Below are 17,797 nucleotides of genomic sequence, written 5' to 3'. Positions count from 1 at the left end.
GTTTTGAAGAGTATAAAGGAAATTATATTTGAAGAGGAAACACCAAAGTATATTCAAATTGCTAATAAGTTTAAAAAGTTAATAGAAGATGGAAGTATACTAGATGGAGAGAAACTTCCAACTATTAGAGAGTTAAGTACTGACCTTAATGTAAATAAAATAACAGCTATTAATTGTTATAAAAAACTTAAAAATGAAGGGTTTGCGTATCAGAAAGTAGGGAGTGGAACCTTTGCAAAGAAAAAGGAGATGATTTCTCCTTTTAGAAAAGACTATTCAAAAACTTTTAAGCTTCTTAAAAATGATGATGGATCTAAATATGTGGACTTTACAGGAGAAACAACAAAAGAAATACTTTTTCCTATTAAAGACTTTAAAGAAATAATAAATACTGTTTTAGATAGAGATGGTGAAGAGGTATTACTTTCTCAAAATACATTAGGATATGATCCTTTAAGAGAAACTATAAATAATGTATTTTGGGATGGTAAAGTAAATACAGAGGATATATTAATAGTTTCAGGAGCTCAACAGGGGATTGATATAGCTTCTAAAGCATTACTTAACATAAATGATAATGTCATAGTAGAGAAGCCAACTTATGGTGGTGCTTTATCAGTTTTTAAGTGGAGAAGAGCAAATATATTTGAAGTTCCAATAGAAGAGGACGGAATTAATATTGAAAAATTTGAAAAAGTGTTAAAGAAAAATAAAATTACACTTTTTTATGCTATGAGTTATTTTCAAAATCCTACAGGAGTATCATATAGTTTAGAAAAAAAGAAGCGTATATTAGAACTTGCAAAAGAGCATGACTTTTACATAATAGAGGATGATTATCTATCAGAACTTATTTATGAAGAAGATTTTAACTATATACCTTTTAAATATTTAGATAAAGAAAATAGAGTTATATATATTAAAAGTTTTTCAAAGATATTTATACCTGGTATAAGACTTGGGTATATAATTGTACCTGAAAAATTTAGAGAAAATTTTTTAAGAACTAAATTTAATACTGATATAACTACATCAACTCTTATGCAAAGAGCTTTAGAATATTATATTGCAAATAAAAACTGGAAAGAAAATATACACAATCTTTCAGTTGAGTATAAGAAACGTTATAATTTAATGGGAAAAATTATAAAGGAAGAGCTTTCAGATTATGTATATTATAACAAACCAAATGGAGGATTAAATTACTACTTAGAGATTAAAGATAGTAGAATATCTTCAAGAGAGTTATTCTATAGATTAAAAAAGAAGCACGTTTATATTACACCAGGGGTATTATTTTTTAGAGCTAATGAAGAGGGCGATAGGTCTTTTAGAATAGGATTTTCACAAACAGATTGTGATAATATAATTAAAGGACTTAGGATAATTAAGGAGGAGTTTAAGTCATGGCATATATAACTATAAGGGATCGTGGAGAAGATCGCTTTGAGGAAAAAAAGTCAGAGTTTATTGGATATGCAAAAAGAGTTGAAAGTGAAGAAGAGGCTAAAGAATTTGTAAATGAAATAAAAAGTATGCATAAGCAAGCTAGACATAATTGCTGGGCTTATGTTATTGGACAAAACTATGGAATTCAAAGATATTCTGATGATGGAGAACCACAAGGAACAGCAGGTATACCAATATTAGAGGTTATGAAAAAGCAAGGGGTAACAGATTGCGCTATAGTAGTAACTAGATATTTTGGTGGAATACTTTTAGGTGCTGGTGGACTTACTAGGGCATATACAAAAGGAGCTAGTATAGCACTTAAAGCTGGTGGAGTTGTTGAAAAGGTTGAAGGTGCTAAAGTATCAATAGAAATAGATTACGATCTTATTGGAAAGATACAGTATCTTTGTGGACAAAACAATTGGCATATAGAAGATTCAGAGTACACAGATAAAGTTATAGTTCATATATATGCTGAAGAAACAGTTGTGCCTATAATTGAAAAAGAAGTAACGGAAGCTACAAATGGTAAAGCTATTATATCTAAAACTGAAGAGGGAATATACTTTAAAGAAGATAATAGACTTTTTAAAGGAATTTAACCCCTGAAATTGTAAAAAATATATAAACAATAGATATGTTGAATAAAGTGAAATTTTTATGATATAATTTTATGGTATAATTTTTATAGTTTTAACAAATGTAAGGAGGAATAGACATGTCAGGACACTCAAAATGGCATAACATCCAAGCCAAAAAAGGTAAAATGGATGCAAAAAGAGGAAAAATTTTCACAAAGATTGGTAAAGAATTAATTGTTGCAGTAAAGAACGGTGGTTCAAGTCCTGAGTCTAATGCTAAACTTAGAGATGTAATAGCAAAAGCAAAGGCAGCTAATATGCCTAATGATACTATACAAAGATCAATCAAAAAGGCAGCTGGAGAATTATCATCAGTAAACTATGAAGAAAATGTTTACGAAGGATATGGTCCATCAGGTATTGCAGTAATAGTTGAAGTATTAACAGATAATAAAAATAGATCAGCAGGTAATGTAAGAAGTGCCTTCACTAAAGGTGGCGGAAATATGGGAACTGCAGGTTGCGTTGGGTTCATGTTCCAAGAAAAGGGAGAAATCGTTATAGAAAAAGGCGATTTAGATGAAGAAGAGGTAATGATGATGGCATTAGATGCTGGAGCAGATGATTTCCAAGCAGAAGATGAAGTATTTGTTGTATATACTGAACCAGGTAGTTTTGGTGAAGTTAGAGAAGCATTAGAATCACAAGGATTAGAATTCTTAGAAGCTGGAGTTAAGAAGATTCCAGACACAACAACTGAAATAAATGAAGATGATGCTAAGAAATTCCAAAAAATGTTAGACTTACTTGAAGACGACGATGATGTTCAAGAAGTTTACCACAATGCTGAATTCCCAGAAGGATGGGATGAATAATACTGTTAAATGTAGTAATATTCAGTATTAGCAGAGTTTTTACAATATGTTTTACAGAAGGTAAAAGTAATATGAAGTAGGAAAAAGCCTCTTCATTATGATAAATGTTTATAAAAACAATAATTATGATTATGGGTTTCATTTATCAAGCTACTTTTCAAAGCAGATTAATAAATAATTTGTTTTGAAAGGTGGCTTTTTTATTTAATTAAAAAAATAGTTAATTATTTAAGTTATAAAAAATTATATTACCTAAATTTACGATTAAGTAATATAAAGGATTTTAAAATATTAAATAACTCTTTAGGAAAGCATTTAAGGAATAGATAACTATGTAACGCTAATAATATAAATGATAGCTTATTTAGTTAAAGGAGTTGATAGAATGTCTCATAAAAATAATAAAAATAGTAAAGATAATAAAAAATCAAAACAAAAAAGTAAAAAAGAAGTAGAAAAAATGAAAGTTGAAACAGCAAATGAAATAGGATATTCTAGTGAATCAAGAAAACTTGGAAAAAATAAAGAGAGAAAAGTACCTTTCAAGAAATAATAGATTAACTATCTATTAATTAGAGGAGGAATAAACATGAGCCATAGAGAGTATAGAAGTACAGATCCAAATTTTAAAAATGAAGGACAAAAGACAACACCTAGATTAGATGAATTACAATATGAAATAGCAAATGAATTTGGATTTCAGAAAATAGCAAAAGAAGATGGAAGAGTAACGAAGAAAAAAGAAAACCCTAAAATGTAATAAATAAAAATAAAGAAGATATAATTATATCTTCTTTATTTTTTGATATATTATCTCAAATATATTGAAAAAAATATAATATATGGTAAAATAGTAGTAAATATGAATAATATTCATATTTATACTATGGGTGAGAGGGGAATTTTAAATGGATAAGAGATTAGCGTTAGAGGTTAGAAGAGACTCCTTAGCAAATAAAGGAAGTCAAAATGCAGCTTTAATTGCAAAGATTAACAGAAAGCTTAGAAAGTTAGAAGCTTAATCTAAATGTGATTTATTAACTAATAATAATGATTAAAAAGGCATCAATTGTGATGCTTTTTATTTTTAAAAAATAAAAAAAATACTATTGCTTTATTAAAGAAATATGATAGAATATATTTAATTTAAAAAATGATTCGTATAATCCTTAAAATACGGTTAAGGAGTTTCTACCAAGAACCAATAATTCTTGATTACGAAGAAAAGATTCAAAAGTTTGAGTGTTTTCTTCGCAATCAAGAATTTTTTTTTATATAAAAATACATATATTAAGGAAAATAGTTTAGGAGGAGTATATTATGAAGTTTAAAGATTTACCAAAGGTTGAATTGCATTGTCATTTAGATGGATGCTTAAGAGTAGATACTGTTTTAGATATTATAGAAAAAGAAAAAATAGATATAGAAATTAAAGATTATGAGGAAATGAAGAAAATATTAGTTGTTCCAGATGAGTGCCCTTCATTAGATGAGTATTTAAAAAGATTTGATCTACCAGTTAAGTTAATGCAAAGTAGAGAAAATCTTAAAAGAATTGCTTATGAATTAATTGAAGATGTAAGTAAGGAAAATGTTAAATACATAGAAATTAGATTTGCACCACTTTTCCATAAAGAAAAAGGAATGAAGGTTCCAGAAATTATAGAAAGTGTTCTTGAAGGACTAAAAGAAGGAGAAAGAGATTTTGGAGTTAAAAGTAATCTTATTTTAAGTCTTTTAAGACATATGCCTGTAGATTCAGTATATGAAGTTATAGAAGGTGGACGTGAATTCATAGGAAAAGGTGTTGTTGCTTTAGATCTTGCAGGAGGAGAAGTTGAGGGCTTTGTTGAGGCATTTGAGGAACCATTTAAACTTGGAAGAAAGTATGGCTATAGAGTTACAATACATGCAGGAGAAACAGGATTTTCAAGAAATGTAAAAGAGGCAATAGAGCTTTTAGGAGCAGAAAGAATAGGACATGCAGTAGCTATTGAAAATGATAAGGAAGTATATGATTTAGTTAGAAAAAAGAATGTAACATTAGAAATGTGTCCTAAGAGCAATGTTCAAACTAAAGCAGTGAAAGACTACGAAGTACATCCTATAAAAAAATTCTTGGATGATAATCTGAATGTTAACTTAAGCACTGACAATAGAACAGTATCTAATATAACTTTAACAGAAGAATGTAATAAAATAGATGAGATACATTCACTAAGTAAAGACGATTTTAAAAAGATATATCTAAATAGTGTAGAAGGTGCTTTTTGTGATAGAGATACGAAAGAATGGTTATTAAAAGAAGTATTATAAACTTTAAAAAGAGATGATTATGTCATCTCTTTTTATTTTTATAAAAATTATTTATTGAAATATGTCTCTTCGTAATGTAAAATTATAATATAAATGGAAATAAAAGGGAGAGATAATATGAAAAATAATGTGGGTGATGAAAAAATTAATGGGAAAGGTAAAGAGGAAGAGATTATTATGGATAATAATGAAGATGAAGTTATAGATGATGAGTATGAAAATGATGAGGAAGGCTATGAAGAGGGGGAAGAAGAATATGTAGAATATGAAGAGGATTATGAAGAAATAAATATTAGTAAGGGTAGTAAGAATATAATAATTGCTTTAATAGTAACAATTGTAGTATCATTACCATTAGGATTTTTGCTATATAGATATGAAATTAGAGATAATGAAAAAGAGAATATACAGAATGTAAGTGTTAAAGGTCAAAAAATTAATAGTTTAGAAAGTAATGAGGGAGAAGTAGATAGTAAAAATATAAATAACATAGAAAAGATATATGATGAAGTTCATAAAATGGCTAATTCATTAATAATTGCAGAAGATAATCAAATTTGGGGTGAAGAGAAGATAACTAGAAAAAGGATAAAGGAATTATTAAAATCAGTAGAAGGCATAGACGATTTTCTTACTGTAGAAATAGAAAAGTGGGACAAGCTAGATTTTAATAATGCTGTTGAAGTTCATAACTATGTATGGAAAAAGCTTGGTGGAACCGTAGGTAAAGCCATAGATTTAAATAATGAAGGTATAAATGAAGCTATAGCTGAAATTGACAATGAAGAATAAATTTATAAAGATATAAAAAATCCTATCTAAGATATCTTAGATAGGATTTTTTTATACGGCTAACTATAAATCTTTACTTAAACTTACAAATCTGCTTAAGAATTGTTTTGTTCTGTCATTCTTAGGTGATTTAAATATTTCATCAGGAGTTCCTTCTTCAACAACAACACCGTCTGACATAAATATTATTCTATCACCAACATCTCTAGCAAAAGACATTTCATGAGTAACTATAATCATTGTTCTATGCTCCTTTGCTAGATCTTTAATAACATTTAAAACTTCAGTTACAAGTTCCGGATCAAGTGCTGAAGTTGGTTCATCAAAAAGAATGACATTTGGGTTTATTGCCATAGCACGAGCAATACTAACTCTTTGTTTTTGGCCTCCAGATAAAGTCCCAGGATAAACATCCTTTTTATCTTCCATTCCAACTTTTTTTAGTGCATCTAAGGCGATTTTCATTGCTTCATCTTTATTTATTTTTTTTACGACAATTAAAGCTTCAGTTACATTTTGAAGAACTGTTTTGTTATTAAATAAATTGTAGTGTTGAAAAACCATTGCTGATTGTTTTCTTAAATTAGCTATATCTTTTTTTGATACATTCTCTATATTTATATTAACATCACCAATTGAAATTTCTCCACTATCTGGTTCTTCTAAATAATTTAGACATCTTAGAAAAGTTGATTTACCAGAACCTGATGGACCAAGTACAACAACAACTTCTCCAGTTTTCACTTCTAAATTAATATCTTTTAATACCTCTAACTTGTTAAAGTTTTTCTTTAAACCTGTTACTTTTATCATTCCATTCACCCCTTAATATACTGAAAGTTTTCTTTCTAAGATTCTTTGTAGGTAATTAAAGAATTCGATTATAATCCAGTACATAATGGCTACAACAATATAGCTTTCAAAGAATTTGTAGCTTGCTGCAGCTTCCATTTGAGCTTTTGCAAGAAGTTCCACAACGCCTAATGTAAAAGCAAGAGATGAACCTTTAACTGTATCTACAAAAATATTACCAAGAGGTGGTATAGCGATTCTAAATGCTTGAGGAAGAATAATTCTTCTAAGACCTTGACCTCTTGTCATACCAACTGAAAGGCAAGCTTCCATTTGACCTTTATCTATAGCATTTATTGATGATCTAAGTATTTCAGCAATATATGCTGAAGCATTTAATCCAAGACCTATAAGGGCTGCTGTGTATGCACTCATATTTTCAAGTCCAGGTATTACTTGAGGAACACCAAAATATAATAAGAATAATTGAACTAAAAGAGGTGTACCTCTAAAGAATGAGATATAAATTTCAGCTATTTGTTTTAAAACAGGCAATTTATAAATTCTTATTATTGAAAGAACAATACCTACGATAAGTCCTATTATCATACCAAAGACTGAAAGAGATAGAGTAGTCTTAACAGCTGTAAGTAACATAGGTATTAATTTTAATGAATACATAAAATCAAAAGATAATGAACTATGATTATTAGCTACAGTATTATTTGCATTACCTTCATTATTATTTGGGACAGTTACATTCATTCCAAGCCATTTTTCAGATATAGACTTTAATGTACCATCATTTTTCATATCATTTAAAGCGCTATTTACTTGTTTAACAAGATCTTCATTTTCCTTAGTCTTTCTAAAAGGATATGCATTTTCTATTTTATCAATAGGAGACCCTGCAAGTTGTAGTGCTAAATTCTTTTCTTTTATAGCAGCAAGAGCAGAGACTTTATCAATAACTACAGCATCTATTCTGCCGAGTAATAGTTCATTAAAAGCTGCATCTGTATTTTGATATGTAATAACTTGTATATTTTTACCTTTCCCTTTATCCTTAACTATCTGTTCATAGTTACTACCAAGGTCAACTCCAACTTTTTTACCTTCTAAATCATTAAATGACTTTATTGAGTCATTACCTTGCTTTACTATGATTTGAGCTCCGCTATATACAGTTGGTTCAGTAAAGTAGTATTTTTCTTTTCTTTCATTTGATATGGTTATTTGATTAGCTAATGTATCAACTTTACCACTCTCAAGCATTCCGAATAATCCACTAAAGGAGGCAGTCTTAAATTCTACATTATATCCAAGGCGCTTACCTATATCATTCCAAATATCAATTTCAAATCCACTAAGCTTACCATTATCTGAAAAAGTGAATGGATAGTAAGATCCAGATGTTCCAACGGTTATAGTTTTTTTATTAGTGTTTGTTGCTTGATTATTTTCTTTTGGTGCACACCCAACAAAAGCAATAATAATCAGTGCAATAGATGTAATAAGTAATAAAATTTTCTTTTTCATCTTTTTCATTTGTAGTCCTCTTCCCATTATTAAAATATATTATTTTTTGATTATATACAATTCCCATCGGAATTGTCAACAATTGCGGAGTTTAAATATATGTTAATAATTATGATTAGTAATTTTAAAGGAAGTTATGTGAATAAAATTACTAATTATTTATTTTTATATAAATTATTTTTTTGAAAAAGAAAATTTTAAATTAAGAGTTATAATATTAATATAGATAGAGTTACTTAAGGGAGGATGGAAAAATGAAAAAGTTAAATGGAAATATAACACGAGGAGAGAATGGAGAAATTATAATTAAACTAAATAGAAAATGTAGTGATTTAGAAGTTTATTATAGTAGCAAATTAAATGGAAATGAAAAATTTTTAAAAGACTTTAAAAATACTGATGAAATTACATTTATGGATCCAGAGCCTGATAATAGAACTTTTTATAAAATTAAGGATAATGGTGATGAAATAATATTAGCTGAAAGAATAGTGCCTCTTAAAAGCTTCTCAAATTTTAGAGATTTAGGTGGTTATGATACTAAAGATGGAAGGAGAGTTAAGTGGGGTTTATTCTATAGGTCAGAAGATTTGTCTAATCTAAAGGGTAATGATTTAGAATATTTTAAAACTTTAGGTATTAAATATGTATTAGATTATAGATCAAAGCAAGAAGAGGGAGGAAAACCAGACGTAGAAGTCGATGGTGTTAAAAATATAAATATATCAGCTATGAGCAACTTAGGAAATGATAATTTAGATATGGCAAGTTATGTAGAAGGAATTTTAAAAGGAGATAAAATGACAATAACTCCTAAGGAATTATTAATAGAAGGATATAAGAGTATGCCATTAAATAATCCAGCATTTAAAGAGTTATTTAATCTTTTTAAAAATCAAGAAAATACAGCTATATTACAACATTGTACAGCAGGTAAGGATAGAACAGGTATAGGTTCAGCTTTAATATTACTTGCACTTAATGTTCCAGAAGAAACTGTTATTTTAGATTATTTGGAAAGTAATAATAATAGGAAAGTAAGTAATGAAAAAGTTATGGCTATGTGTAAACCATATATTAAAGATGAAGAAACTAAGAAATTAATAGAGGGAATTCTAGGAGTAAGTAGAGATTTTATAGAAGAAAGTCTAAAAGTAATAAAGGCGAAGTATGGTTCTTATGATGAATATTTTGAAAAAGAATATGGATTAGGTAAAGAGAATTTAGATGAATTAAGAAATGCATATTTATACTGAAATTAAGTTTAATTATGAATATAGTACAATTAAAAATTTTATTTAAAAATTAAAATATTTTGATACAAAAGCCTCGAAATAGTGTATAATGTAACGAGAATGTGAAATATATGGAATTTGATTAAACAAAAATACATTATTTTTATTATTCGAATTTATTTTTATAACATACTATGAGGTGATATTTTGATGGATAATAAGGAATTAATTTTTAAAGAAAATGAAATTGTAAGTAAATTGGTTATGGATATTAACTTACTTGTAGATAAATTTAACTTTACAATCTTAAGTATTGAAAAGCTGTGTAATCTAGGAGAAGGTAGATTAAGTGATTTTATTAATACTAATGGATTATTAAATGAAGAAGAATTTGGTAGGATTTCAGATGTAGTATTTGAATTAAATGAACTAATTCAAAAATATTGCATTAATAAAGAATATGCAGTAGGATAAGTTAAAGTATAGATAAAGAGGTTTTGTATATAAGCAAGACCTCTTATATTTTTTAAAATTGTTAGTAGTAAAAAAATATTTAGTAAAAAGAAAGAAGAAAATTTTGATGTTTTGTATAAAAAATGGAATAATGTAAATAATGACCAATAAGGAGTGATGAAAATGAAGATAAATAAGAAGTTTTATTTTACAATGTTTATCATAGGAATTATTGGTCTATTTTTTACTACTTATTATTTTGTATCAGAGAGTATTGAAAATAGAAATTTAAATAATCAATTTGAAAGTACTGCTGAGGAAACTGTGGCTGGTCAAGGGGAAAGGGCACTTAGAGAAGATCTAAAAGTATCATTCTATACAGGTGAAACTAGAGATAAGACTACTACAGTCAGCGAATTACTTAAAGAACTTAATATAGAAAAAAATCTTACAGAAGAAATTCTTTCAAAGGCAGTATTGTCCGATGGGTATAAGCTAGCTAATAAATCAGATGATACTTTTGTATACAAAAGAGAGAAGGAAGATTCATTAAAGCCAAATACATATTATATAGGCGAAAGTGATGGTTATCTAGCTATTTACAAAACGGATGATAAAGGTACTATAAAAAAGGAGAAAGTATATTCAGAAGATACTCCTATAGATATGCTTAGAGATATTGATGTAAATAAGCTTAAAAATTATAAGTATTTTAATAGTACGAAACTTGAAGATGTTGAAAATAAAATAACAGAGCTAATTACCTAAAAACCTCTTAATTTAATAGTAAAACTTATTTTAGACTAGAGGAATTTTAGTCAAACTTTTAAGACCTAGCAATAGATTTTGCTAGGTCTTAAAATATTTTTAAAAATAATATGATTTGTTGAAAGATTTTGATTAAAATGATAAAGTAATAAGTAGACTTATATGGGAACATACTTTCACCTAAGCATAGGAAGGGGGAACCTTAATGTACGAGTACATAAAAGGTAAATACGTAGGAATAATAAAGGATTATGTTGTTGTTGAAAACAATGGCATAGGATATAAAATATATTCTTCAGGAATTTCAATGGCTGGAATGCCATCTGTTGGAGAAGAGGTCATGCTTTATTTAGAGCAAATAGTTAGAGAAGACTTTATTGGATTATATGGTTTTTTATCTAAGGAAGAACTGAAAATGTTTAATATGTTACTTGGTATAAATGGTGTTGGAGCAAAAGCTGCACTGTCACTTTTATCAATAAGTAAAATTAATAATTTAAAATATGCAATAATGACTAGTGATGATAAACACCTTTGTAGAGCACCAGGAATAGGAAAGAAGACAGCGGGAAGAATTATCTTAGAACTTAAAGATAAGCTAAAACCAGATGAATTCTTTGATGAAGATAGTGATGGTAGCCAAGGATTAGATGCAAATAATGATGATTATGGAATTAAGATCTCAGAAGTTCTTGGAGCACTTTTAGCTTTAGGATATAGTGAGAAAGAAGCCAATATGGCAATAAAAAATGTAAAAAAAGACAGCACAGTAGAAATTATGATAAAAGATTGTTTAAGAGTATTAATGGGTTAGGTGATTTGAAATATGGAAAGAATTATTACGCCAGATGAGCTTAATGAAGATTTTAATGGTGAATTAAGCTTAAGACCTCAAAAAATAAGTGAGTATATTGGTCAAGATAAAGTAAAAGAAAGACTGGATATTTTTATAACAGCGGCAAAAAATAGAGGTGAAGCATTAGATCACGTTCTTTTATATGGACCACCAGGTCTTGGTAAAACTACTCTAGCAAATATTATTGCAACAGAAATGGGTGGTAATTTAAAAATAACATCAGGACCAGCTATAGAAAGAGCTGGAGATCTAGCTGCAATTCTTACAACCCTTGAAGACAATGATGTTTTATTTATAGATGAAATTCATAGATTAAATAGGAATGTAGAAGAAATTCTTTATCCTGCTATGGAAGATTATGCCCTTGATATAGTTATTGGTAAAGGAGCTGCTGCAAAGTCTATAAGATTAGATCTTCCAAAGTTTACTTTAATAGGAGCAACAACTAGAATTGGAATGTTAACTTCTCCTCTTAGAGATAGATTTGGTGTATTATGTTCTATGGAATACTATACAGAAGAGCAGTTAAAAGATATTATTGTAAGAAGTGCATTAGTTTTAGGTTGCGCTATAACAGAAGAAGGAGCGGCAGAAATTGCAAGAAGATCAAGGGGTACACCAAGGATTGCAAATAGACTCTTAAAGAGAGTTAGAGATTATTCAGAAGTTAAGGCAGATAATCTAGTAAGCTTTAAAGAATCAAGAGAAGCTTTAGAATTATTAGAGGTTGATAGCCAAGGTTTTGATAGAGTTGACAATAAAATATTAGAAGCTATTATTGATAATTTTAAAGGTGGGCCTGTTGGAATAGAAACTCTTTCTTATTTTATAGGAGAAGAACTTGGAACTTTAGAAGATGTATATGAGCCATATCTTCTTCAAAGAGGTTTTATAGTAAGAACGCCAAGAGGAAGAGTTGCCACTGAAAAGGCTTATAAGCATTTAGGAAGAAAGTTTGGTGTTGAGAATAAACGAGGAGAACAAAAAAGTTTTTTTAAATAGTAAGGGAGACGAAAGATATGAAAGTAAGCGATTTTGACTTTTATTTACCAGAGGAGTTAATAGCACAACATCCGTTAGAAAAAAGAGATACATCAAGATTAATGGTTCTTGATAAGAAAACTGGGGAAATAGAACATAAAATCTTTAAGGATATATTAGATTATTTAAATGAAGGAGATACTCTAATTTTAAATAATACAAGAGTTATGCCTGCTAGACTTATAGGCTCTAAGGAAGGAACTGGTGGTAAAATTGAGTTTTTACTGCTTAAAAGATTAGATGGAGATAAATGGGAGTGCTTAGCAAAGCCAGGGAAGAGTGCAAAACCAGGAAGAAGATTCGAGTTTGGAGAAGGAAAACTTAAATGTGAAGTTTTAGAGGTCTTAGAAACTGGAAATAGAGTTATAGAGTTTGAATATGAAGGTATATTTGAAGAGGTTTTAGATTCATTAGGAGAAATGCCACTTCCTCCATATATTCATGAAAGACTTGATGATAGAGAAAGATATCAAACAGTATATTCAAAAGAAACAGGATCAGCAGCAGCGCCAACGGCTGGATTACATTTTACTGAGGAATTATTAAAGGAAATAGAAGATAAAGGAGTAAATGTTGCATATCTTACTTTACATGTAGGGCTTGGTACATTTAGACCAGTTAAAGCTGAAACAATTGATGAGCATATAATGCATTCAGAATTCTATCAATTATCAAAGGAAACAGCAGATATAATAAATAACACTAAGAAAAATGGTGGGAGAGTAATATCAGTTGGAACAACATCAACTAGAACTCTAGAAACTATTGGTGATGAAAATGGAATGGTAAGAGAATGTAGTGGATGGACTGATATATTTATATACCCAGGATATAAATTTAAAGTTGTAGATAATTTAATAACAAACTTCCATTTGCCAGAATCAACTTTAATAATGTTAGTGTCTGCACTTGCAGGTCAAGAACATGTATTAAATGCGTACAAAGAAGCAGTAAAAGAAAGATACAGATTCTTCTCATTTGGAGATGCAATGTTTATAAAATAACATTTAGGATAAATTTAAAGGAGTGAAATTTTTGAGTAAAAGATATACATTATTAAAAAAAGACGGAGATGCTAGAAGAGGTAGATTTGTTACACCTCATGGAACAATAGAGACACCTGTATTTATGAATGTCGGAACTTTAGCAGCAATTAAGGGTGCAGTTTCAAGTATGGATCTAAAAGAGATAGGATGTCAAGTAGAGCTTTCAAATACATATCATTTACACCTTAGACCATCAGATAAAGTTGTTAGAGAAATGGGTGGATTACATGAGTTTATGAATTGGGATAGACCGATTCTTACTGATTCAGGTGGATTCCAAGTATTCTCATTATCAGGGATTAGAAAGATAAAAGAAGAAGGCGTTTACTTTAATTCACATATAGATGGTAAAAAGATTTTTATGGGACCAGAAGAAAGTATGCAAATACAAAGTAATTTAGCTTCAACAATAGCAATGGCTTTTGATGAATGTATTGAAATACCTTCACCAAGGGAATATGTAGAAAAATCAGTTGCTAGAACTACAAGGTGGCTTGAAAGATGTAAAGCTGAGATGGATAGATTAAATTCACTTCCTGATACAATAAATAAGGAACAAATGCTATTTGGTATAAATCAAGGTGCAACTTTTAAAGATATTAGAATTGAACATGCAAAAACAATTTCTAAAATGGACTTAGATGGATATGCAATAGGTGGGCTTGCAGTAGGAGAAACTCATGAAGAGATGTATGAAGTTATAGAAACTGTAGTGCCTTATCTTCCACAAGATAAACCAATATATTTAATGGGAGTTGGAACTCCAGCTAATATATTAGAGGCAGTTGAAAGAGGTGTAGATTTCTTTGATTGTGTTCTTCCAGCAAGAAACGGAAGACATGGCCATGTTTTCACTAAAGATGGTAAGATAAATATAATGAACAAAAGATTTGAACTAGATAAAAGTCCAATAGATGAAGGATGTCAATGTCCTACTTGTAAAAATTATACAAGAGCATATATAAGACATTTGTTCAAGGCAAAAGAAATGCTTGCCATGAGACTTTGTGTTCTTCACAATCTTTATTTCTATAATAAACTTATGGAAGACATAAGAAAAGCTATAGATGAAGACAGGTTTAAAGAATTTAAAGAACAAAAGCTTAAAGAATGGAATATAAAAAAATAATTCTATGAATTGAACTTCATAAAATGAAAACTTGGTTGACAACAAAAAGAAATAACTGTAAACTCATTTTATGGAATAGTATTTAATTCCAACGAAGAATAATTTTAGCGCGAAAGGAAGTAGAACAATGGCAATTTTATATCAAATACTACCATTAGTATTAATATTCGGACTTTTCTTCTTCATGATAATCCTTCCAGAAAAGAAGAGAAAGAAACAATACAGTCAAATGATGGATGCATTACAAGTTAATGATGAAGTAATGACAAGAGGCGGAATTGTTGGTAAAATAGTTCAAATGGATGAAGAACATGTTGTTATCGAAACTAGTTCAGATAGAACAAAGATTAAGTTAGTGAGAAATTCAATTGCAAGCAAAGTATATAAAGAAGAAGCAAAAGCATAATATAAATATCCATCAGCAATGTTGATGGATATTTTTTTTGTATTAAAATAATTTATTTTATTATAGATATTATAAAAATATATAATGAATTATATATTTATTATACATATGTAAGAGAAAGTATGTTGATTAAGGAAGAAAGCATTCATTAATCGACAAAATTCAATATATAAGACTTATTAAGAAAAACTTATAATGGTACATAATGCTTTATTAAGGTAAGTTATTATGATATAATAAAAATCGATTTACGGAGTAAAATACCAATAAATGTAAAGATACCATAGAAAAAATAGGATATTATAGCATTAAATTGGGAATTATAATATGAAGATTAATACTTAAATGACGAAGGGGGATAAAGATGAAAGGAAAAGGAAAAAGCACATTTATTTTCACGCTTTGCACCTTAGCTATCATAATTCTTGCAGCTGTATGCTTCATGGGTGTTAAGGTAGGTGGATGGGAGGTTAAATCTTTCAATGATACAATAACAAAAGGATTAGACCTTCAGGGTGGAGTCTCAGTGCTACTTGGAATTCAGGATGAAAACGTAAGTCACGAGGACTTACAAAAAACAAAAGATTTAATTCAGCTAAGAGTTAATAAACTTGGAGTAGCTGAAACTGTTGTTACTACAGAAGGTGACAATAGAATTAGAGTTGATATACCTGGAGAATATAATTCTCAAGGAATAGTTGATGCTTTAAGTAAAACAGGAGATCTTACATTTAAGGCACCAGATGGAACAGTTATATTAACTGGAAAAGATGTAAAGAAAGCATCTGCAACTATTGATCAACAAACTAATAGGCCAGTAGTTTCCCTTGAGTTAAATGATGAGGGTACAAAGTTATTCTCAGAAGCTACACAAAAATACTTAGGAAAACAAATATCAATAAATATGGACAATGAACAGCTTACAAATCCTACAGTTCAAAACCAAATAACTAATGGAGAAGCTGTAATAACTGGAATGAGCAGTGTAGATGAAGCTAAGAATATTGCAGGACTTATAAATTCAGGAGCACTTCCAGTTTCAATAAAAGCTCTTTCACAACAAACAGTAGGAGCTCAGCTTGGAGCATCAGCATTACCAAATGCTATAAAAGCTGGTGTTATTGGTATATGCTTAATATTTGTATTTATGATTCTTTATTACAGAGTGCCAGGAGTTATTGCAAGTATAGCTCTAACATTATATACAACATTAGTGCTTTTAGTATTTGTTGAAGTAGGTGTAACACTTACATTACCAGGTATAGCAGGTTTATTACTTACTATAGGTATGGCAGTTGATGCAAATGTACTTATATTTGAGAGAATTAGAGAAGAACTTAGAAATGGAGTATCAGTAAAATCCGCTGTAAAAAGAGGATTTGATAATGCACTTTCATCAATAGTTGATTCAAATGTAACAACAATGATTGCAGCACTAGTACTATACTTTTTCGGTTCAGGCTCAGTTAAAGGATTTGCAATAACATTAATGATAGGTATAGTTGTAAGTTTATTTACTGCACTAATAGTTACTAAATTCTTAATGAATCAAGCTGTAAATGCTGGATTGTTAAGTAAACCATCTCGTTTTAGAGTGAAAGTGAAAAGGGGGTAAAGCTATGCTAAAGATAATTGAACATGCAAAGATATGGATTGCTTTATCACTTGTTGTTATAGTAGTTGGATTAGGGTTTATGTTTACAAGAGGCCTTAATTTTGGAATAGACTTTAAAGGTGGTACTCAAGTAGTATTTAACTTTGGTAAAGAATTTGATAAAGCAGCAGCAGATAATATTGTTAAAAAATATTCACCAGATGCTGTAACTAATACTGTAAATGGTACAGAGTATGAAATTAAAGCCCCAGACTTAGGTAGTCAAAAGGTTAATGAGATATATGATGAATTTAAAAAAGATTTTAAAATAGGTGATAAGGCTCTAGTTTCACAAAATGAAATTGGCGCATCAATAGGAAAAGAATTAACACAAAAGGCAGTCTTAGCATTAGGGATAGCATTTGTTTGTATGCTTATTTATATAGCAATAAGATTTGAAATAAAGTTTGGTATAGCAGCACTAGCTGCTCTATTCCATGATATATTAATTACATTAAGTGTATATGCGATATTTAATATTACAGTTAACTCACCATTTATAGCAGCGATACTTACTATTGTAGGTTACTCAATAAATGATACTATAGTAATTTTTGATAGAATAAGAGAAAATTCTAAGTTTATGAGAAGAACTTCTCCAACAGAAATTGCAGATAAGAGTTTAACACAAACTATGTCAAGATCAATTAATACTACACTTACTACATTGATCACAATAATAGCAGTTAATATTTTTGTTCCGACAGTTAGAGAGTTTTCATTCCCTCTTATAATTGGTATAGCTACAGGAGCTTACTCATCAATATTTATAGCATCACCAATGTGGGTTTGGTTACAAAAAAAAGGAACAAAAAAGAAGGTAGTAGAAGCATAATTTATTGATTACGACAGCAAAATATAA

General features: G+C 29.0%; 19 protein-coding genes and 1 riboswitch. Of the genes, 17 read left to right on the top strand and 2 right to left on the bottom strand.

Translation table 11 applies throughout. From position 1 onward, the window contains the following. Nucleotides 1-3: 3 nt before the first annotated feature. The 7 genes from ACQPUW_RS08085 to ACQPUW_RS08055 all read left to right on the top strand — a co-directional run bounded on the left by ACQPUW_RS08085 (nucleotide 4) and on the right by ACQPUW_RS08055 (nucleotide 6,016). Nucleotides 4-1,419, top strand: a complete 1,416-nt coding sequence (locus tag ACQPUW_RS08085) for a PLP-dependent aminotransferase family protein (RefSeq protein ID WP_430836943.1) — start codon at nucleotides 4-6, stop codon at nucleotides 1,417-1,419. Then, complete coding sequence (locus ACQPUW_RS08080) at nucleotides 1,407-2,054, top strand: YigZ family protein (protein ID WP_430836942.1); 648 nt, start codon at nucleotides 1,407-1,409, stop codon at nucleotides 2,052-2,054. The genes ACQPUW_RS08085 and ACQPUW_RS08080 overlap by 13 nt, the downstream gene beginning before the upstream one ends. A 116-nt stretch (nucleotides 2,055-2,170) precedes the next feature. Further along, a complete protein-coding gene (locus tag ACQPUW_RS08075; protein WP_430836941.1) occupies nucleotides 2,171-2,908 on the top strand; it encodes a YebC/PmpR family DNA-binding transcriptional regulator in 738 nt (245 codons plus the stop codon). Nucleotides 2,909-3,293: 385 nt separating this feature from the next. Then, nucleotides 3,294-3,461: a small, acid-soluble spore protein, alpha/beta type gene (locus tag ACQPUW_RS08070; RefSeq protein WP_430837294.1), complete on the top strand. Its 168-nt coding sequence runs from the start codon at nucleotides 3,294-3,296 to the stop codon at nucleotides 3,459-3,461. Between the two features lie 36 nt (nucleotides 3,462-3,497). Next, nucleotides 3,498-3,668: a hypothetical protein gene (locus ACQPUW_RS08065; RefSeq protein ID WP_430836940.1), complete on the top strand. Its 171-nt coding sequence runs from the start codon at nucleotides 3,498-3,500 to the stop codon at nucleotides 3,666-3,668. Nucleotides 3,669-4,046: 378 nt separating this feature from the next. Then, nucleotides 4,047-4,146, top strand: a riboswitch (purine riboswitch). Nucleotides 4,147-4,228: 82 nt separating this feature from the next. After that, nucleotides 4,229-5,224: an adenosine deaminase gene (gene add, locus ACQPUW_RS08060; RefSeq protein ID WP_430836939.1), complete on the top strand. Its 996-nt coding sequence runs from the start codon at nucleotides 4,229-4,231 to the stop codon at nucleotides 5,222-5,224. A 117-nt stretch (nucleotides 5,225-5,341) separates the two neighbouring features. Next, complete coding sequence (locus ACQPUW_RS08055) at nucleotides 5,342-6,016, top strand: DUF6241 domain-containing protein (RefSeq protein ID WP_430836938.1); 675 nt, start codon at nucleotides 5,342-5,344, stop codon at nucleotides 6,014-6,016. A 63-nt stretch (nucleotides 6,017-6,079) separates the two neighbouring features. Here the strand turns inward: ACQPUW_RS08055 and ACQPUW_RS08050 are convergent, their stop codons facing one another. Both ACQPUW_RS08050 and ACQPUW_RS08045 read right to left on the bottom strand, forming a co-directional pair. After that, on the bottom strand, nucleotides 6,080-6,829 hold the full coding sequence (locus tag ACQPUW_RS08050; RefSeq protein ID WP_430836937.1) for an amino acid ABC transporter ATP-binding protein: 750 nt from the start codon (nucleotides 6,827-6,829) through the stop codon (nucleotides 6,080-6,082). Nucleotides 6,830-6,841: 12 nt separating this feature from the next. Further along, on the bottom strand, nucleotides 6,842-8,347 hold the full coding sequence (locus ACQPUW_RS08045; protein WP_430837293.1) for an ABC transporter permease subunit: 1,506 nt from the start codon (nucleotides 8,345-8,347) through the stop codon (nucleotides 6,842-6,844). 254 nt (nucleotides 8,348-8,601) lie between these two features. Between ACQPUW_RS08045 and ACQPUW_RS08040 the strand changes: the two genes are divergently transcribed. The 10 genes from ACQPUW_RS08040 (at nucleotide 8,602) to secF (ending at nucleotide 17,770) form a co-directional block, all read left to right on the top strand. After that, nucleotides 8,602-9,603 (top strand): tyrosine-protein phosphatase, encoded by a 1,002-nt coding sequence (locus ACQPUW_RS08040; protein WP_430836936.1) that lies wholly within the window; start codon nucleotides 8,602-8,604, stop codon nucleotides 9,601-9,603. Nucleotides 9,604-9,789: 186 nt separating this feature from the next. Further along, a complete protein-coding gene (locus ACQPUW_RS08035) occupies nucleotides 9,790-10,056 on the top strand; it encodes a hypothetical protein (protein WP_430836935.1) in 267 nt (88 codons plus the stop codon). Nucleotides 10,057-10,218: 162 nt separating this feature from the next. After that, nucleotides 10,219-10,803, top strand: a complete 585-nt coding sequence (locus tag ACQPUW_RS08030) for a hypothetical protein (protein ID WP_430836934.1) — start codon at nucleotides 10,219-10,221, stop codon at nucleotides 10,801-10,803. Between the two features lie 205 nt (nucleotides 10,804-11,008). Further along, nucleotides 11,009-11,617 (top strand): Holliday junction branch migration protein RuvA, encoded by a 609-nt coding sequence (gene ruvA / locus ACQPUW_RS08025; protein ID WP_430836933.1) that lies wholly within the window; start codon nucleotides 11,009-11,011, stop codon nucleotides 11,615-11,617. A gap of 12 nt (nucleotides 11,618-11,629) precedes the next feature. After that, nucleotides 11,630-12,661, top strand: a complete 1,032-nt coding sequence (gene ruvB, locus ACQPUW_RS08020) for a Holliday junction branch migration DNA helicase RuvB (RefSeq protein ID WP_204594399.1) — start codon at nucleotides 11,630-11,632, stop codon at nucleotides 12,659-12,661. A 17-nt stretch (nucleotides 12,662-12,678) separates the two neighbouring features. Next, nucleotides 12,679-13,704 (top strand): tRNA preQ1(34) S-adenosylmethionine ribosyltransferase-isomerase QueA, encoded by a 1,026-nt coding sequence (gene queA / locus ACQPUW_RS08015; protein WP_430836932.1) that lies wholly within the window; start codon nucleotides 12,679-12,681, stop codon nucleotides 13,702-13,704. Nucleotides 13,705-13,735: 31 nt separating this feature from the next. Beyond that, complete coding sequence (gene tgt / locus ACQPUW_RS08010; protein ID WP_430836931.1) at nucleotides 13,736-14,875, top strand: tRNA guanosine(34) transglycosylase Tgt; 1,140 nt, start codon at nucleotides 13,736-13,738, stop codon at nucleotides 14,873-14,875. 127 nt (nucleotides 14,876-15,002) lie between these two features. Further along, nucleotides 15,003-15,281 (top strand): preprotein translocase subunit YajC, encoded by a 279-nt coding sequence (yajC, locus tag ACQPUW_RS08005; RefSeq protein ID WP_430836930.1) that lies wholly within the window; start codon nucleotides 15,003-15,005, stop codon nucleotides 15,279-15,281. Nucleotides 15,282-15,645: 364 nt separating this feature from the next. Further along, on the top strand, nucleotides 15,646-16,896 hold the full coding sequence (secD, locus tag ACQPUW_RS08000) for a protein translocase subunit SecD (RefSeq protein ID WP_430836929.1): 1,251 nt from the start codon (nucleotides 15,646-15,648) through the stop codon (nucleotides 16,894-16,896). A gap of 4 nt (nucleotides 16,897-16,900) precedes the next feature. After that, nucleotides 16,901-17,770, top strand: a complete 870-nt coding sequence (gene secF / locus ACQPUW_RS07995; protein ID WP_430836928.1) for a protein translocase subunit SecF — start codon at nucleotides 16,901-16,903, stop codon at nucleotides 17,768-17,770. Nucleotides 17,771-17,797 lie beyond the last annotated feature (27 nt).

This window comes from Clostridium sardiniense (genome assembly GCF_050584765.1).
Classification (GTDB): domain Bacteria; phylum Bacillota; class Clostridia; order Clostridiales; family Clostridiaceae; genus Clostridium; species Clostridium sardiniense_A.
This window is presented reverse-complemented; position numbering and strand designations above follow the sequence as displayed.

Coding starts and splice junctions, on each gene's coding strand:
- ACQPUW_RS08080 (WP_430836942.1), top strand. CDS start 1,407: ATGGCATATATAACTATAAGGGATCGTGGAGAAGATCGCTTTGAGGAA.
- ACQPUW_RS08075 (WP_430836941.1), top strand. CDS start 2,171: ATGTCAGGACACTCAAAATGGCATAACATCCAAGCCAAAAAAGGTAAA.
- ACQPUW_RS08070 (WP_430837294.1), top strand. CDS start 3,294: ATGTCTCATAAAAATAATAAAAATAGTAAAGATAATAAAAAATCAAAA.
- ACQPUW_RS08065 (WP_430836940.1), top strand. CDS start 3,498: ATGAGCCATAGAGAGTATAGAAGTACAGATCCAAATTTTAAAAATGAA.
- add (WP_430836939.1), top strand. CDS start 4,229: ATGAAGTTTAAAGATTTACCAAAGGTTGAATTGCATTGTCATTTAGAT.
- ACQPUW_RS08055 (WP_430836938.1), top strand. CDS start 5,342: ATGAAAAATAATGTGGGTGATGAAAAAATTAATGGGAAAGGTAAAGAG.
- ACQPUW_RS08050 (WP_430836937.1), bottom strand. CDS start 6,829: ATGATAAAAGTAACAGGTTTAAAGAAAAACTTTAACAAGTTAGAGGTA.
- ACQPUW_RS08045 (WP_430837293.1), bottom strand. CDS start 8,347: ATGAAAAAGAAAATTTTATTACTTATTACATCTATTGCACTGATTATT.
- ACQPUW_RS08040 (WP_430836936.1), top strand. CDS start 8,602: ATGAAAAAGTTAAATGGAAATATAACACGAGGAGAGAATGGAGAAATT.
- ACQPUW_RS08030 (WP_430836934.1), top strand. CDS start 10,219: ATGAAGATAAATAAGAAGTTTTATTTTACAATGTTTATCATAGGAATT.
- ruvA (WP_430836933.1), top strand. CDS start 11,009: ATGTACGAGTACATAAAAGGTAAATACGTAGGAATAATAAAGGATTAT.
- ruvB (WP_204594399.1), top strand. CDS start 11,630: ATGGAAAGAATTATTACGCCAGATGAGCTTAATGAAGATTTTAATGGT.
- queA (WP_430836932.1), top strand. CDS start 12,679: ATGAAAGTAAGCGATTTTGACTTTTATTTACCAGAGGAGTTAATAGCA.
- yajC (WP_430836930.1), top strand. CDS start 15,003: ATGGCAATTTTATATCAAATACTACCATTAGTATTAATATTCGGACTT.
- secD (WP_430836929.1), top strand. CDS start 15,646: ATGAAAGGAAAAGGAAAAAGCACATTTATTTTCACGCTTTGCACCTTA.
- secF (WP_430836928.1), top strand. CDS start 16,901: ATGCTAAAGATAATTGAACATGCAAAGATATGGATTGCTTTATCACTT.